Genomic DNA, 14,749 nt, shown 5'->3' with positions numbered 1-14,749 from the left:
GGGGCGCCGTCTTGATGCCCGTAGGGAGTTTCGATGTCCACCACATACACGCGCCACTTGCCCCTGTCCATCGGTGGTGAACTCGCCGTGCAGTCCGATCCCGGGCCGCACCCCTGGAACGTCCACCGCGTCTGCGTAGCCGGCTACCGCGCCAGCTTCGCCGTGTCGATCTGCGAAGGCGACAGCCTCGACCCCGACAAGGAACGCGCCCGCGCTCACGCCCGGATCGCCTCCGAAGCCAGCGCGGTCGCCGCGGCCCACACCGCCAACGCCGCCGCCGGCCTCTACGCGGGCCGATGCGCTCTGGAGACCAGCATCGCCGATGAGGGGCTGCCGTTCTCGCCGGAGACCACTGGCATCGTCGATTCTCTCCTCACCGCGGTGGTCACCGACTGGACGGTCGATTTGTGCTGGATGGGGGAGAGGGTGCACGCGTTCGCCCTGACCGGTGATCTGGCCCTGCACGCGCTGGTCCATCCCCGCCGCGAGCAGCGAGCAGGACCCCTGCACGCGGTCCGGCCGGTCCGGCGGCAGCAGCTGTGGCGCGAACCGCCCGGCGGCGACCTCCACGACGAGCGCATCCTCAACATCCGCAGGCTGCTGCTGTGCTCCGACAGCCTCACCCTCCCGCTCGGCACCGCTGACCTCACTCGGCTCCTGCGCCGCTACAACTCCGCCGCCACGGCCTGTGCGCAACTCATCGACGCCGCCACGCAACGCGGCGCGCTCGACAACCTCACCGTCGCCGTCATCGACCTGCCCACCCTCGACAGTCCCGGCACCGCCCAGGCACTCGCGCCCCTGCGGCGGCCCGTCCCCGCCCCGTCTGGCGAGCCGGCGCCGCTCGAACGCCACGCCTCGCCGCTGCTGCGCGCCGCCTGACCAGCATCGGCCACGACCCATCGGCCAAGCCGAAGCTCCCGTGAGCCACACATCTCGAACACCCGACCTGAAGGACTTCGCATGACGATCGCCGCACCCGTCCCACCCTTGACTCTCCGCAACGCCACCTTGGACGACCTGGTCGACGTGCTGCGCGCCCAGCACGCCCGCAAGATCGACGTCATCGTGCCGGCCGAACGTCTGCGTGCCGTGGGCACCCACATCGAGCTGGTCGGCACCGAACCCCTCGTCACCGAGGACGGCGTCACCGCCACCGCCGGGCGTTACCTGCCCACCGCGCACTGCGACCAGGACATCGCCACCAAGCTCGGCATCCCTTCGCCGTATCTGCGCCGCACCCGACAGGAGCACCCCCGCCTGTATGAGGCGAACATCAATGGCTGGCTGCAGGCCGACCCGCACCGCCGCTTCCTGTTCCGCGCCCTGGCCGGCAACGGCCGCACCGGCGTCGGCCGGGCCCTGCTGTCCAACAGCTACAAGATCGTCGACAACCTCGACGTGCTCATGGCCGCCCTGGCCGGCATCGCCGACAGCGGCGTCGCCGTCCAGATCGACGGCGCCGACCTCACTGAACGCCGCATGTTCCTGCGCGTGGCCTGCGAGCAGATCCAGGCCTATGCCCCCGACCTGGTCACCGGCTACCGCAGCCCCTTCTCCGGCGCCGACGCAGCAAGCTACCCCGTCGTGTTCGCCGGATTCCTGCTGGCCAACAGCGAGACCGGCGACGGCGCCTTCACCATCACCCCCCGGCTGACGCTGCAGGTGTGCCGCAACGGCATGACCATCAACCGGGACGTGATGCGCGAGATCCACCTCGGCGGCCGCATGGACGACGGGATCGTGCGCTGGAGCCCCGACACGCTGGCCAAGAGCATGGCGCTGGTCACCGCCCGGGCACGCGACGCCGTGCGCACCTTCCTCGACGTCGGCTACGTCCGCGCCAAGATCGCCGAACTGAGCCGGGAAGCGAGCGTCGAAGTCGCCGAGCCCGACAAGACGATCGAATTCGTCGCCACCAAGCTGTCCTTCACCAAGGACCAGCAGCAGCTCATCCTGCAGCACTTCATCAAGGGCGGCGCGATCACCGCCGGCGGCGTCATGCACGCCGTCACCAGCGCCGCCCAGGTCCTGGACGACGCGGAGAAAGCCTTCGAGCTGGAAAGCCGCGGCGTCCAGGCCATGCACCTGGCCGCCGCCCTCTAAACCGGCCAACCCCCACCGACAACCCCCTGCCACGAGAAAGGACACCGCCTCCATGGCTATCCAGACTGTTGCGCTCCGCGGAGCCGCGCTCGCCTGGCATGGATACGACCTCGTCACCGCCCCCGACTGCGCTACGTGGGACCAGACCACGTGGCGATCACACGAGCGTTGCGGAACCGTGTGCTGCTACGGCAGCCACCTGGCGCTCGCCGCAGGCGGCCGCTGGCTCGTACGCATCGACGCCGAACGGCAGGAGTGGATCGACGCACATCCCGTCACCGAGGCCGACACCGCGCAGCTGAACGGATCCGTCGAGCAATACCTGATCGCCGAGACCGGCGATCCATCCCATCTCCTGGAGACGGTTCGCGGCAAGAAGGTCATCCACGTGCGCTTCCGAGCGGCTCGCCTCATCGGCCTCGACCCCGAAGAGCCCCACGAATTCGGCGGCATCTTCGACCCCCGCCTCACCGCCACCGCCCTGGCCGACCTGCTGGAGCGACGGGTCGGCCCGCGCCCCTGAAACCCTCACGCCGCCCGGCGGCTCCTGCCTGCCCGGCAGGCAGGAGGCGCCGCCGCATGAGCGGCGTCTCGTGAAGGGAGGATCTTGTGATCACCGTCCATGTGTCGCCCGCCCAGGGCATCATCGTCACCAGCACCAGCCAACACCAGCGCAGCCTGCTCGGCAGCCGCCAACGCGGCGGTCTCGGCCTGCGATGGTCCGACCGCATCACACACCACGGCCGGCGCGGCGCCTGGTACGAGCCCTACTCCCGCGACCGGCATCCCAGCCAGCATCGCGACCGCGCCCAGGAGATCGCCACAGCGCTCCAGGCCGCCGGCCTGCCCACCAGCCTCGACATCACCGAACAGACCCGCCCCATTGAGCAGGCCGAGACCGACCTGTCCGAACGCGCCACCGACCGGGCCCGCCCCTATCACGCTTTCACCGCCAACGCCGCCGCCCGAGCTGAGCGGCACCGCGAACAAGCGGCAGCGGCCACCCCCGGCTACCCGGCCGGCCAGCCGATCCTGCTCGGCAGCTCACGGCAGCACGCCCACGACAAGGCGATCGAACGCCACCACACGCACACCCGCCAGGCCATCGAGGAGGCCGACCGGCACCGGTACTGGATCAGCCGGGCCCGGGCAGCCGACCTGCAGCAGCACCGCCGCGACCCCCGGGCCACGCTGCGCCGCATCGACCGCCTGCAACAACGGCTGCGGCGCGTGGAACGCGAGCTGAGCGGCCAAGCCCACCCCCAGTTCGCCGAACGCGACGGCCACATCGTCTATGGAGACGATGGCGCGCCGCTGCTGCAGTGGCAGCCCGCCACCGGCGAATACCGCGACCGCCTCCTCCTGGAGAAGTCGCGATTGTCCGCCAGGATCACCTACTGGGAGGACGTCGTGGCCCAGGCCGCGGCCGAGGGCGTCAAGATCTGGCGCCCGGACGATTTCGACGTCGGCGACTTCGCCCTCTACCTCGGCACCTGGTACGAGGTGATCCGCGTCAACGCCAAGAGCCTGACCGTTCCCACCGGCCCCCTCGAGGTCGGCCGGCAGATCCTGCGCCGCAGCGACAACGTCGATCGCTCCGGCCGGTCCTCCCGCGCCACCGGACGCATCCCCTACGCCGACGTCCAAGGCCACCTGAGCAGCAGCGACGCCGCCGCGCAGTTCCCGTCCGCGTCGGCTGGCTGACCACTCCCGAAAGCCAGGGCCGGCGCTTCCTTTCCCCGAAGCGCCGGCCCTGCCCCACCCCACCGCTACCTGTCCCGAAGGGAGGTCCGCCTTGCCCTGCACCGGATCGGCGCCCGTTCCGGTCGACACCATCACGCTGTCCGCCGCCCCCTACGGCGACCTATGTCTCCAGGCCCGGCCCAACCCCGCCACCGGCACACTGCGCTGCCTGGTCCGCGGCACCTTCATCACTGGCGTGTTCCTCCTCGAACCGGCCTTCGATTGCGACAACCCCGACCCCGTCACCACCCGGCTGTACATCCACCACGGCGACGAACTGCCCGCCGGAGCCCACACCGGCACCTACCGGCCCCACCGCCCCCTGATCGACGGCACCATCCGGCTGGTCGACTCCACCACCCTCGACGCCCGCACCGCACGTGACCATCGCCTGCGGATCTACCACCGCGATGCCACCAGCTCCCACCGGCGCGCCCGCGTCCCCGCCCTCATCGCCCGGCGCGTCACCACCGTGCTCGCCGCGCTGGCCACCCACTGGCTCCAGCGCCCCGACCTGGACCAGCTCCGCCGCGCCGCGGCCCGCACCCTTCTGCAGCGCATCGGGCTGCACCGTAAGCGCGCCACCATTGCCGAACTCGAAGCCCTCATCGCCGACCGCCGGCGCGAGCTCGCCGAACAACGCGCTCAACTGGCCCGCATGACCGCCCTCCTGGCCGACCACACCTCGCCTTCATCGCGTTCCCCGAACACCGGCCAGGCCGCCTGAACACAGCCCGCTACGAGGCCGGCCTTGCCGAAGGCGAACCGCCGCCACCTCGCCGTCATCCTCGACGGCTCCGGCTCCATGAACCGCATCAAGGACGACGCCGAAGGCGGACTCAGCGCCTTCCTCGCCGCCCAGCAGACCCACCCCGCCGAAATGCTGGTGTCGCTGTACCTGTTCGACCACCGCTACGAGGCGGCCCACGCATACCAGACCTTGGCCGACACCCCAGACTTCGTGCTGCTCCCCGGCGGCAAGGCCGCGCTCCTGGACGCCGTCGGCACGAGCATCACCCGGATGAGGGAGCACCTCGAGGCGATGCCCGAGGGGGCAACGCCCCTGCGAGATCATCGTGGTCATCCTCACCGATGGCCCACGACAACGCCTCCACCCGATGGCGCTCACATACCGAGATCCGCCGCCTCATCGAGGAGCAAACCTCCCAAGGCTGGAAGTTCCACTACCTCGACGCCACCCCGGACGCCTTCACCAAGCCGCGGACCGCGGCATCAAACGAGACACCACGCCGCCGTTCAGCACCGACCACACCCTCGAGGTGCTCACCCGCCTCGGACGCGTCACTCCCACGGCGAAGACGGCTTCACCGACGACGACCGCGACAGCACACGCCACTGACACCCCTCCGGGGACGCCCACCGAAACACCAGCAGCGGCTCGGCGGCGGCCCTGGGCCCGATGCCTCGGGTGTGGACACCGCATCTGGTCCACCAAGTCCCTGCTCCACCGCCGCGGCCGGCAGTGCCGCGGCCGAGGCCACCGCCGACGCGGTCACGGCCGCCCTGCACGCGCGTGGCAGTACGTGACCGGACAGACCCGCCTCGACCTCTTCACCAACAGCAAGGAGACCAGCATGACCACGACCGCGCCCACCGTGGACTTCGCCAACATCGCCACGGTGTTCGTCGCCGACACCCTGGACGACGTCGGCATCGACACCACCGTGGTGTACGGCCAGGACGACCAGCCCGAGGTGACGGTCATCCTGGAGGGCAAGCCGTTCCGGCTGCACCTCACCCAGCTCCCCGCCGAGCAGGCCGGCAATTGACCAAACCCGGACGGAACGTGTCTACAACGTAAAGGCGGCCTCCCCGCACACCCTGGGGACGGCCGCCTTCTTCACGCCCTACAAGCTCCTACGACGCGGCATCAGCCGATCGTGAAGCTGATCGCCGCCCCGTGCTGCACGATCACGACGATCACGAGCACGAACACCATCGCGCCCCAGACGAGCCGGGCCGCCGGCTTCAGCATTGAGACGGTGATGTGCGAACCGATGAGCTCCAAGGTGGGCTCCCCTCCCTGCGGGCACTCTGCCCGCGCCATGACCGAAAGGTGCTGGGCCTGGGACAACGGTGCAAGGGAAGCACTACACTGGCGATTGCTCAGATCTACCAGTCCGTGCCCCCGGGCCACCATGCCCCAGGCCGGACACTCGAAGCCCGGCACCCGATGGCGTGCCGGGCTCTCGTGTTCATGGGTCAGCCTAATGCCACTCCTGCCCCACCCGCAGCAAATTCGAGCGCTTACCCGGCACGCCGCAGAGGCTGCGCGGAAAAGACGCGACAAGCCGGGCGTTGCGATTCCGTTACCTGCGCGGGCAGTGGGCTGCCCACTGCCCAGCCGCAGGTGCAACGTGTAGTGCGCTACACACTGCACACCCCCCAGCCATAATGTCCGGCGCTATATCCTTGACTATTTAGATTTGCATGTCAGGCCCTTCATTGTGAGTGCCGATTACTGCCACCGATAATTTCCACAGTCGTCGCGCTGATGCTTTTAGTAGCGCGTACACCAGCCAATCAGCCGCCGGATGTTGAGCGTTCTGCAGTCGGTCCAGAGCTGCAGCGGCGATGCCGCATCCCGGTCAGCTTCCCGCAGGTCCGAGGGGTGGCCTCGGATGAGGAGTAGTTCGAGAAGTGTCGTTCCGTCGAGCGGTGGGGCCGCTACGGTGGAAACCGTCATGAGGCCCCTCTTCTGTTGTGTGCGCGCGCCGCCATTAGACGCCCGTCCATCAGAAGCCTCTTTTGCCTGGTCATAAGGGGTTTCTGACGGTTTGCCATGCCCAGATTCGGACGGCTCTGACACGTGGTGAGATGGGCCTGTCCATGGCCTAGTCAGAGACAGTTTCGAACATCTGTACGTATTGCTGTGCAGCGGTAACGGCGTGCGATCCTTGAGGCATGGTCGTGAACCCCGACGTCGTCATCCCCGCGGGCTACACCCTCGCCGACCTCGACACCTGGTCGAACGTGTGCGCCACCGGCAAGCACGAGGACTGCACCGGCCGGTACATCAACCCCGACCCGGATTGCCCGGTCGAGATGATCGAGCTGCCCTGCGCGTGCGGCGTCTGCAACCACGACCAGGCCCCGGCCAAGAAGCGGGGACGCCCCCGCAAGACCCCCGCCGCGTAGCAGCCGGCGCGGCCCCCTGAGCTGGGCCGCGCGACGTTAACGAACAGACCTGCTACCCAACACGGCGTGAACACACCGATCTACGACGCCCTGGTCGCCGAGCTGCGCGAACAGCGTCAGAACACCGTCCCGTCCCGCCGCTCCGCGGCCGCCGCCACCCTGCCCGCCGAGCGCCGCTCGCACGACTGGTTCGCCCCCGCCGAGCCGACCGAGCCCGTCCAGGCCCGGCCCGAGCCGACGCCGCACGGCCTGCGCGGCATCGCCAACATCCTCGCCACGGCGCACATCGGCCTCGCCGTCAACGACCCCCGGCCCTTCGTCCTCACGACCGGGCCCCTCGCATGAGGCGCGACGCCGGGTGCGCGCCCGTCCTCGGCTACCTCGCCACGCTCGCCGCGCTCGTCTGGAGCGGCGCCACCACCGACATCACCGCCCTCGCCGTCCTGTGCTGGGTCCTCGTCGGCAGCGCCGTCCTGGTCCTCATCGCCGACGTCCTGGTCGACTAACCGGCCCCTGATCGGCCGGCAGGACGTTAACGACGAAACCTGTCACACTCCCGCCCGCACAACCCCGTACCACCAACCGAAGGACCTCGAGACCCGCCGATGTTCACCGAGACCGTCGAACACACCTGGGAGGCAGGCCACTCCCTCCCGCACCTGCCCGGCAAGTGCTCCAGCCTCCACGGCCACACCTGGCGGGCCTCCATCACCGTGGCCGGCCCCTCCCTCGACCAGGCCGGCATCCTGGTCGAGTTCGGCGCCTTCAAGCAGCGCATGCGCGACTGGATCGACTCCCGGCTTGACCACTCGCTCATGCTCGGCGCCGGAGACAACCTGATCCCGCTCCTCGACCTCGACCAGCCCGCCGGCGAACCCCGGTCCCCGCTCGCCGCCGCGTTCATCGAGCGCTCCCAGCGGCTATTCGTGTTCGGCCGCGACTTCCCCGACGCCCCATGGCCCAGCGTCGAGGGCGTGGCGCAGCTGCTCGCCCACCATGCCCACACGCGGCTGGAGCAGGCCACCACCCGCCGCGACGTCTACATCTCCCAGGTGACCGTCCGGGAGACCGACCACAACTCGGCCACCTGGCACAACCCCGACCCGCCCACGGCCGCCAACGCCACGGCGTCGGCCGTACGCGTCGAGGCCACCCGGGCGTTCGGCAACCTGCCGCCTGACGTCCTGCGCGAACTCCTCACCGCGACCGCCCCCCAGACGGCCGCCGAGATCGCCGCCCAGATGGGAGTCCCCCTCTCCGTCGCCCGCTACTGCGTCGACCAGGTGTACGCCGAAGTCGTCGCCGAGCAGCAGGCCAAGTTCGACCACGAGATCGCCCAGATCCTCGACACCCCCGACAAGTAACCCCCTGAAGGAGAACCGACCATGGCCAACCGCTTCCCCGCCGACGCGTACACCCTCGCCCCGATCGCCGAGCTCACCCGCGTCACCAGCCTCGCCGACCAGCTCGGCGCCGCCGCCCAGCAGCTCGTCTCCTCGCTCGCCCAGCCCGTCTCCACCCGCGAGCAGACCACCATCCCCATCCCCATCCCCATCTCCGCGCCGGCGGCCGAGCCCGCGGCCGTCAAGAGCCGCGCCAGCCACGCCGATGCCGCCGCTAACCGCGAGCACCTCTACCAGCAGATCGCCGCCACCGCCCGCAGGGCGCCACCACATCCGACCTCGCCGCCACCAACGGCCAGACCGCGGCCCGCGTCCACTCAGCCATCCGCACCCTCGAAGCCCGCGGCCGCGTCTTCCACACCGGCCACGGCGTCAACCGCTGGTACACCACCGAACACCGCAACACGGTCACCACCGCCATGCGCCGCCGCATCCCCCAGCACGACCTCACCGCCGCCGAAGCCTCCGACGCCCTCGGCCTGTCCATCCCCCGCATCCGCGAGATGGTCGAGACCGGGCAGCTCGACGGCCGCCGCGTCGGCAAGGTAACCATGGTCCACCGCAAGGGCGCCCTCGCCTACATCGACACCATCGGCACCCCGCCCACCACCGAGCCGGCCAACACCCCGCCCGCCGCATAACCCGTCCAGCCCCGCCCACCCCCCGCCCGCACGAGAGGACGCACCACACCATGGTGCGCCGCAACACGCTCACCCCCGAACTCGCAGACCAGATCGTCGCCGGTTCGAGGCAGGCAACTCCGTACGCCGAACCGCAGCCCTCGTAGGCGTCAGCCGCAGCGCCCTCTACGACTGGCTCGCCCAAGGAGAACAGGACAACGCCCACGAGCTGGTTCGCGGACTTCGCGGACAGATGTACGCGTGCGCGTACGAAGGTGCTGGGGGAGCTGTTCAACGCGGCCTACCAGGATGCGATCGGTGGGGTGGAGATCAAGCGGGCGGTCCGGCCGGATGGGACGCAGGAGGTCCAGACGACGCCGCCGAACGGGAAGATCGCGCTGGAGTTGATGTCGCGGATGGACCCGGATGAGTGGCGGCCGGTGAAGGCGGTCGAGCTGGAGGTGTCGGGCCCGGACGGCGGTCCGGTGCGGGTGGCTGGTCAGGAGGGTGTGGTGGAGGGCATCCGGGAGCGGGTGCGGAAGGCGAAGGAGCGTCGGCGGCCGAGGCGGCAGCCCGCGCCGAGCTGGAGCGGCAGAAGGCGGGGGAGCACGGTGGGTAGTCATGAGGCGGGGGGGATTCGGGAGACCTCCCCACGGAGCGTTACGTGCGGGTGGTGATCGAGGTGGAAACGGACCCGTACGGCAATCTGCTGCGGGCGCGTTCGACGAGTGGCGGGCCCGGGAGGAGGCGAAGCGTCGACACCCCGCCGGGCGGGCGCTGACGGGGATCTTCTCCCAGTCGCATTCGTGGCTCTCGCCGCCGGAGCCCGTCGTGCCTGTCGAGCGGCCCGAGCCGGTGTCGCAGGGGGCGGTGGTTGGGCGGTACACGGCGCTGGAGGCGCGCGTGGCCGAGCTGGGAGGCGCGTCTCGCCGTGGTGGAGGGCCGCGACATGATCGAGGTGTCCACGCTCGCGAGCGAGAAGCCGCGCATGGTCGAGCTGTGAACGAGTTGCACGCCTACCCGCCCTGGGGGTCTGGGTGAGCGGGTGGCTGGAAGTTCATCAGGTTCATCACTCGCTGGATGGGCGCGAGACAGCCGAGCGGCGGGGCTTGTGGCGGGCGGGTGGGCCCTGGCAGGCTCCAGGTCGTGATCAGACACGGCGACAACGGCGGATGGGCCGCGAGCGACACGGGCGGCTGGACGGCCAGCGTGGGGGGCGGTGTCCGCTCTACAGGCGGCATGCGGCACTTTGGCGGTATGCGGGCGCACATGGGCGGCTGGTAGCCGTACGGCATGCGGAAGGGCCCGAATCTCGGCAAAGGGGGGTTCGGGCCCTTCGTCGTCTATGGGTGGCCGAGGTAGGCAAGCAGCCCCCACAAAGTGACTCCTCCAGCGGCGAGCCCAGCGAAGAGGGACGCCGGCCACGTGTCTTGCCATCCGCGAGCATGAGGGCAGTAGCGATGGCGACAGCGGCGAGGGCCGCAAGAACAATCAAGATCATGCGATCAGGTGACATGAAGTCGACCCACCAATCTGAGAGCGGACACAATACGGCCTGGGGCAGTGACCAGGCGGTTCGTCCGCCCTGGCCGCATACATTTCGCCCAAGACCTGATGCGTGCCTCTGCCGCAGCTCCCTTCCGCCGTTTCTTGGTGGATCAGGGCACATGGTAGAGGAAAGCCCGAACCCATGTGGCGGGTTCGGGCTCCTCGTCTCTACGGGTGCCGGCCGAACCAGCCGAGCAGTCCCCACATGGTCGCGCCGCCCGCGGCGAGCCCCGTGAGGAGTGCAGCGGGCCACGTCGAGCCGTCCGCAAGCATGAGTGCGGCAGCGATGGTGATGGCGGCGACGACTGCGAGAGCGACTAGTACGACGCGTTCGGCTGGCATGGGGACTCCGTTCGGGAACTGACTCAGATCAGTGACCGGCAAAGCGAAAGGACCGAACCGCAAGCGGTTCGGCCCTTGTGGCGTGCCTTATACAAGGCCGGACGCGTGTGCCCCGCGCGCGGTTCCGTTGGGACGCACCTTTCTCCTTGACTACGGGCACTCGCGATATGTCGCGGCCATGGCTATGCCGTGGCGCGGGCGCGGCGGGCGAGCATGCGCGCCTTGCGTAGCGCGTCGCCCGGGTCGATCCAGTAGTGGTAGCCGGTGCCCGTCTTGTACCGCTGGCCGTGGTCGTACTCTTCGAGCCCGCGCAGGAGGCAGCCGTTCGGCGGGTTCCCGTCGTCCTCGACGGCCGGGGCGGACCGGCCCGAGAACGTCACCGTGCGCTCCCGTCCTCGCCGTGGTAGGTGACCACCTCCAGCTCCAAGCCCGGCGCCAGGAGCGGGCGGATCGCGTCGAAGTAGGCGCGGGCGAGGCCGAGCACGCCGACGCACGGCCGGATGCACACCTCGATCCGGTTGAGGCTGATGTGGGCGTGGTGCTGGTGGGGGCCGCGCTCGTCGAGCTGGGCGGCGCGGATGATGTCGGCAAGCTGCGAGTAGTTCACTCGGGGTTCCTGTTCCTGGGGCTTGGTTGCGGGGGTGGCGCGGGCCGATCGCCGCGGCTCCGCGAGGTGCGGGCTCGTGGGTACGGGCCCGCACGATGTCGGGTCAGCGGGTCAAGGTCGAACGGCGGCGGCGGCCGATGTCGAGGCGGCGGGAGGCCGGTGCCGAGTGCGCGGGGCCCGGCCAGGCCCGGCGGCGCGGTGTGACGCGGGGGGCCTGACGCTCGACGGGCGCGGCCTGCTCGGCGGGCGCGGCTGGGCCCTGGCCGGCGACCGGCGCGAGGCACGGGCCGCGATCCGCCGCGCTGATCAGGCCATGACGCGATCCGATCCTGCCGCTGATCCGGGGTGGCTGAGCACTTTCACCCCGGCCCACCACGCCGGATCGGTCATGCACGCGCTGCGTGACCTCGGCCTGTGCCGTGAGGCCGAACGGTACGCCAAGGCCGCCCTTGAACTGCCCGCCTGCAATGTCCGCGCCCACGCCTTGCACCAGGTGCTGCTGGCCACCGTGCACGCCGGCCGCGGCGACCTCGACGCCCGCCTGCGACACCGCCCGCCAGGCTCTGGTGGCCTCCCCGTATCTGGCGTCGGCGCGGCTGGAGGCCAGGCTTCATGATGTTGATCGCCGCCTGCGCCCGCACCGGGACGTACGATGCATTCGCGACTACATCGAGCGATCCCGGGAAGCGCTCACGCAACCATGAACCAGTCGGACGCCGGCCAGCAGCGGACCTTCATCGCGCCGGAAACCTACTACGCCCAGCTCGCCGCGGTTCACGTGGCCACCGGCGCTCTCATCACCGATCCGGCCGACCGCGTCCTGCTGGTCAAGCCCTTCTCCCGGCCGCACTGGCTGCTGCCCGGCGGTATGGCCTACGAAGGCGAGCCGCCCGAGGTCGCGTGCGCGCGAACTGGACGAGGAACTGGGGCTGCGTGTCGAGGTGGGGCGGCTGCTCGTGGTCGACTGGGCGCCGCCGTCCGGCCACCGGACGCGGCCCCTGCTGTATCTGCTGTTCGACGCGGGCACCGTGGACGGGCCGGTTTCCGGCTGCAGGATGCCGAGCTGGACGACGCCGGGTTCTTCGAACCTGGCGAGGCGGCGGCCCGGCTGGCGGCGGGGGTTGCGGCCCGGGTCCCGGTGGCGCTGGCCGCGCGGGAGCGCGGGATCACGGTCTATCGGCCCGCAGGCGGCTGAGCTCGGCGCCGCTGGTGGAGGTGGACGACCTCGACCAGGTCGGCCAAGTCGACATGGGCGGCGATCTCGTAGATGCTGCGAGTGTAGGCGAGGATGTAGCGGCGGTCGTTCACGCGCTGGGTGATGCGGTAGCAGGCACGCCGGTCGAGTGTGATGACCTCGATCTGGAAGCCGTTGGGGCCGCGCCATACCCTCACAAGCAAAACTATACATATCAGACACAGCGGCATAATCAGGGCGCACATGCAGCCAGACCCGCGACTCTGGCCTCACTGCTCTCAGGTCCTCGATTCCCATGGCACCCGCTCTTTATTCGCTGGGCTGCTCCGCCGCGCCAATCGGCTCTTCTGGCGATATGGACGACGCCGTGACGGTGCCTTCGCCGTTTCCCTCGCCCGAAAGACCCTCCTGGCGGACCAGAACGATACTGTCATCCGGACCGGTCGCCGTACGCCAGCCTGGCGGCCACACCTGAGCCGGATCGTCGGTGATTTCGACCCATTCGGCCTTGTTTACTCGAGACCCAGAGAACTCGGTGACGATCACCCCGTCGAACACGGGGGTCGTTGACGAAAGTCGCGTCGTCGAACCGGGCAAGCTCGGTGAAGACTGCTCGGGACACCGGCTTGGGCCGCGCCCGGTTCACCCTGTCCGACCGCGAATAGCGACGCAGGCACTAACCGTGCTCGATCTCCACTCGTCCTGAGAACAGGCCACAGCCTGCGGTAATCTCAGCCCTTCCCCTTCAGGGGACGTGGCCGGAGGCTGCGCTGACCTCCGGCCCGAGAATCAGAAAGGGCGAAACGGACGTATGACGGCTGGCCGATGCACCCACAGCCTCGACATTCGTGACGACGTCGTGGTCAAGCGTTACACCTCGTGGGGGAGAGGTGAGCCGCGCAGGGAATGGGCGGCGCTCACCCTGCTCGCCGAACACGGCCCCGACCTCGCACCCGCGCCGGTCGAGGCCGCGCTGGAGGCCCACCCGCCCATGATCGTGATGAGCAGGCTGCCCGGCCACGTCCTGCGCGGCGAACACGCCACCGACGACCAGATCACGGCCATGGCCGCCGCCCTGAACCGGCTGCACCAGATCCCCGCCCGCGTGGTGGAAAACGTCGAGCCCGCCCCGTGGGGACCCGCCGCAGCGGTGGACAAGACCCGGGCTTGGGCCGGCAGGCGGCCCGACCTCGGCGACAACTCCCTCGTGCGGGAGGCCTTCCGCACAGGCGCCGCGTGGCTGGCTTCCACCGCCCCCGACAGGCTCACCGTGAACCCGCTGCCGCCCGTCCTCGGCCTGGCGGACGGGAACCGGGCGAACTACCTGTGGTCCAGCCACGAGAGGCACGTCCGGCTGATCGACTGGGAGGACTCCGGCCGCAGCGATCGGGCATTCGAGCTCGGCGAGCTCTGCGAGCACATCTCCCGCCTCGACGGCACCCTGGACGCGGCGCAACTCCTGGCCCACCTCGACCTGGCCGCCGGCGAAGCCGAGCGCGTGCACGACTTCCGCCGCCTGATCGCGCTCGGCTGGTTCCTTCAACTCGGTCCCTCGGGGCCGGCGACACCGCACAACCCGGTAGGCGCCGTGAAGCGCCAGGCCGAGAGAGTTCTGGAACTCCTCGGCTGACCAGCCGCACGGGCAACACCAGCCGATGCTCGTGTGTTTCCGGTCAACACGGATTGAGTGACAGTCGGTCTGCGATCAAGTGTCTGCAACGCGTTTAGCGCACCCGGAAGCACGCGGCCACGCAGGCGCAGTTCGTGAGCCCGCAGCTCGTATCCGCGTGCTTGAAGCTTGACGAACTGTGCAAAGTACTCATCTGAGCGAGGGATCCCATGCATGTCGAGGGTCTCGCCGAAGATCACGAGCTCGGTTCGGCCGCTGACCTCGGCCATACCCTGCATGGGCGTACCAGTCACCTGCGTGAAGGCGTCGGCGAAGACCTCCCTCCCCACGCCGCCAGTCTCGATCAAGGTGTGATCGATGTCCCAGAGAACGAGCCGGTTCGTGGTCACGGGAACT

Annotated in this window: 22 protein-coding genes; 16 read left to right on the top strand and 6 right to left on the bottom strand. The window is 69.7% G+C overall.

Features of this window, described 5'->3' with window-relative positions:
* The first annotated feature begins 33 nt into the window (after positions 1 to 33).
* The 14 genes from AB0I79_RS47275 (at position 34) to AB0I79_RS47210 (ending at position 10,034) form a co-directional block, all read left to right on the top strand.
* Positions 34 to 882 carry a hypothetical protein gene (locus AB0I79_RS47275; protein WP_357888246.1) on the top strand — a complete coding sequence of 283 codons (849 nt, stop codon included), beginning with the start codon at positions 34 to 36 and terminating at the stop codon, positions 880 to 882.
* Between the two features lie 81 nt (positions 883 to 963).
* Complete coding sequence (locus AB0I79_RS47270) at positions 964 to 2,106, top strand: DUF932 domain-containing protein (protein WP_357888243.1); 1,143 nt, start codon at positions 964 to 966, stop codon at positions 2,104 to 2,106.
* A gap of 52 nt (positions 2,107 to 2,158) precedes the next feature.
* A complete protein-coding gene (locus AB0I79_RS47265) occupies positions 2,159 to 2,629 on the top strand; it encodes a hypothetical protein (protein WP_357888240.1) in 471 nt (156 codons plus the stop codon).
* A gap of 86 nt (positions 2,630 to 2,715) precedes the next feature.
* Positions 2,716 to 3,810: a DUF3560 domain-containing protein gene (locus tag AB0I79_RS47260; RefSeq protein ID WP_357888237.1), complete on the top strand. Its 1,095-nt coding sequence runs from the start codon at positions 2,716 to 2,718 to the stop codon at positions 3,808 to 3,810.
* A 91-nt stretch (positions 3,811 to 3,901) separates the two neighbouring features.
* Positions 3,902 to 4,576, top strand: coding sequence for a hypothetical protein (locus AB0I79_RS47255; protein WP_357888234.1), 675 nt, complete (start codon positions 3,902 to 3,904; stop codon positions 4,574 to 4,576).
* A 24-nt stretch (positions 4,577 to 4,600) separates the two neighbouring features.
* Positions 4,601 to 5,209: a hypothetical protein gene (locus tag AB0I79_RS47250; RefSeq protein ID WP_357888231.1), complete on the top strand. Its 609-nt coding sequence runs from the start codon at positions 4,601 to 4,603 to the stop codon at positions 5,207 to 5,209.
* 184 nt (positions 5,210 to 5,393) lie between these two features.
* The gene (locus tag AB0I79_RS47245) at positions 5,394 to 5,639 is read left to right on the top strand and encodes a hypothetical protein (RefSeq protein WP_357888229.1); all 246 of its coding nucleotides are present in this window, start codon (positions 5,394 to 5,396) and stop codon (positions 5,637 to 5,639) included.
* A 1,135-nt stretch (positions 5,640 to 6,774) separates the two neighbouring features.
* Positions 6,775 to 7,008, top strand: coding sequence for a hypothetical protein (locus AB0I79_RS47240; protein ID WP_357888226.1), 234 nt, complete (start codon positions 6,775 to 6,777; stop codon positions 7,006 to 7,008).
* A 66-nt stretch (positions 7,009 to 7,074) separates the two neighbouring features.
* Entirely contained in the window at positions 7,075 to 7,353 is a 279-nt protein-coding gene (locus tag AB0I79_RS47235; RefSeq protein ID WP_357888223.1) for a hypothetical protein, read from the top strand.
* The gene (locus tag AB0I79_RS47230; RefSeq protein WP_357888220.1) at positions 7,350 to 7,514 is read left to right on the top strand and encodes a hypothetical protein; all 165 of its coding nucleotides are present in this window, start codon (positions 7,350 to 7,352) and stop codon (positions 7,512 to 7,514) included. The genes AB0I79_RS47235 and AB0I79_RS47230 overlap by 4 nt, the downstream gene beginning before the upstream one ends.
* Positions 7,515 to 7,613: 99 nt before the next feature.
* Positions 7,614 to 8,372, top strand: coding sequence for a 6-carboxytetrahydropterin synthase (locus AB0I79_RS47225; protein ID WP_357888217.1), 759 nt, complete (start codon positions 7,614 to 7,616; stop codon positions 8,370 to 8,372).
* Positions 8,373 to 8,830: 458 nt separating this feature from the next.
* A complete protein-coding gene (locus AB0I79_RS47220) occupies positions 8,831 to 9,052 on the top strand; it encodes a helix-turn-helix domain-containing protein (protein WP_357888215.1) in 222 nt (73 codons plus the stop codon).
* A gap of 254 nt (positions 9,053 to 9,306) precedes the next feature.
* Positions 9,307 to 9,708 carry a hypothetical protein gene (locus AB0I79_RS47215; protein WP_357888212.1) on the top strand — a complete coding sequence of 134 codons (402 nt, stop codon included), beginning with the start codon at positions 9,307 to 9,309 and terminating at the stop codon, positions 9,706 to 9,708.
* A 197-nt stretch (positions 9,709 to 9,905) separates the two neighbouring features.
* Positions 9,906 to 10,034, top strand: a complete 129-nt coding sequence (locus AB0I79_RS47210; protein ID WP_357888209.1) for a hypothetical protein — start codon at positions 9,906 to 9,908, stop codon at positions 10,032 to 10,034.
* Between the two features lie 713 nt (positions 10,035 to 10,747).
* Here the strand turns inward: AB0I79_RS47210 and AB0I79_RS47205 are convergent.
* From AB0I79_RS47205 to AB0I79_RS47190, 4 genes are all read right to left on the bottom strand, one after another.
* Complete coding sequence (locus AB0I79_RS47205; protein WP_357888206.1) at positions 10,748 to 10,921, bottom strand: hypothetical protein; 174 nt, start codon at positions 10,919 to 10,921, stop codon at positions 10,748 to 10,750.
* A 182-nt stretch (positions 10,922 to 11,103) separates the two neighbouring features.
* Positions 11,104 to 11,301: a hypothetical protein gene (locus AB0I79_RS47200; RefSeq protein WP_357888203.1), complete on the bottom strand. Its 198-nt coding sequence runs from the start codon at positions 11,299 to 11,301 to the stop codon at positions 11,104 to 11,106.
* Entirely contained in the window at positions 11,298 to 11,528 is a 231-nt protein-coding gene (locus AB0I79_RS47195; protein WP_357888200.1) for a hypothetical protein, read from the bottom strand. The genes AB0I79_RS47200 and AB0I79_RS47195 overlap by 4 nt, the downstream gene beginning before the upstream one ends.
* A gap of 103 nt (positions 11,529 to 11,631) precedes the next feature.
* Positions 11,632 to 12,078: a hypothetical protein gene (locus tag AB0I79_RS47190; protein WP_357888197.1), complete on the bottom strand. Its 447-nt coding sequence runs from the start codon at positions 12,076 to 12,078 to the stop codon at positions 11,632 to 11,634.
* Positions 12,079 to 12,228: 150 nt separating this feature from the next.
* On the opposite strand from AB0I79_RS47190, the gene AB0I79_RS47185 reads away from it, so the two are divergent.
* Positions 12,229 to 12,723, top strand: a complete 495-nt coding sequence (locus AB0I79_RS47185) for an NUDIX hydrolase (protein WP_357888194.1) — start codon at positions 12,229 to 12,231, stop codon at positions 12,721 to 12,723.
* On the opposite strand, the gene AB0I79_RS47180 is transcribed toward AB0I79_RS47185, so the two are convergent.
* Both AB0I79_RS47180 and AB0I79_RS47175 read right to left on the bottom strand, forming a co-directional pair.
* On the bottom strand, positions 12,702 to 12,920 hold the full coding sequence (locus AB0I79_RS47180) for a hypothetical protein (protein WP_357888191.1): 219 nt from the start codon (positions 12,918 to 12,920) through the stop codon (positions 12,702 to 12,704). The two genes, AB0I79_RS47185 and AB0I79_RS47180, sit on opposite strands and share 22 nt — an antisense overlap.
* 112 nt (positions 12,921 to 13,032) lie before the next feature.
* The gene (locus AB0I79_RS47175) at positions 13,033 to 13,281 is read right to left on the bottom strand and encodes a hypothetical protein (protein ID WP_357888188.1); all 249 of its coding nucleotides are present in this window, start codon (positions 13,279 to 13,281) and stop codon (positions 13,033 to 13,035) included.
* 253 nt (positions 13,282 to 13,534) lie between these two features.
* Between AB0I79_RS47175 and AB0I79_RS47170 the strand changes: the two genes are divergently transcribed.
* Positions 13,535 to 14,353, top strand: a complete 819-nt coding sequence (locus AB0I79_RS47170; RefSeq protein ID WP_357888185.1) for an aminoglycoside phosphotransferase family protein — start codon at positions 13,535 to 13,537, stop codon at positions 14,351 to 14,353.
* The last annotated feature ends 396 nt before the right edge of the window (positions 14,354 to 14,749 follow it).

The organism is Nonomuraea sp. NPDC050202 (assembly GCF_040656115.1).
Taxonomy (GTDB): Bacteria; Actinomycetota; Actinomycetes; order Streptosporangiales; family Streptosporangiaceae; genus Nonomuraea.
This window is presented reverse-complemented; position numbering and strand designations above follow the sequence as displayed.